1 protein-coding gene is annotated in these 541 nt (G+C 65.2%); it reads right to left on the bottom strand.

Annotation, left to right across the window (positions count from 1 at the left end):
• Positions 1 to 541: IS256 family transposase (locus NKH05_RS33045; RefSeq protein WP_353027111.1), on the bottom strand; the 541-nt coding region annotated here is incomplete at both ends.

Below are 541 nucleotides of genomic sequence, written 5' to 3'. Positions count from 1 at the left end.
CGACCTTGCGCGGCACGTAGTCGAGCGCGTTTCTGAGGAAGTGCACGTAGCAGCGCTGCCAGACCGCTTCGGGCAGCACTTCGCGGATTGCCGCCCTGAGCCCTGGATGGTCGTCGGAGACGACGAACTCGACGCCGGCGAGCCCGCGATTCTTGAGCCCCGTCACGAACTCGCGCCAGCTCGAATGGCTCTCCCGGTTGGCCAGCTCCACGCCCAGGACCTGGCGCCGGCCCTCCCAATCCACGCCGATCGCCACCAGCACCGCCTGGCTGGCGATCACGCCCGCCTCGCGAGCCCGTTCATAGCGCGCGTCCAAGATGAGATACGGATAGCTTTCCTCGAGCCGCTGCGTGAAGAACGCCTTGAGCGCCTCATCCAGCCGCATCGTCGCCTCGCTCACCGTCGAGGCCGAGAAAGAGTGGCCGCACAATTCCTCCGTCACCGCCTTCACCTTGCGGGTCGAAACGCCTTGTACGTACATCTCGACCAGCGCCGACACCAAGGCCTTCTCCGAACGCTGATAGCGCTCAAACAACTCCGT

This window comes from Mesorhizobium sp. M1399 (genome assembly GCF_040317735.1).
Classification (GTDB): domain Bacteria; phylum Pseudomonadota; class Alphaproteobacteria; order Rhizobiales; family Rhizobiaceae; genus Mesorhizobium.
The sequence above is the reverse complement of the archived record's forward strand: the minus strand, read 5'-3'. Positions and strand labels throughout refer to the sequence as shown.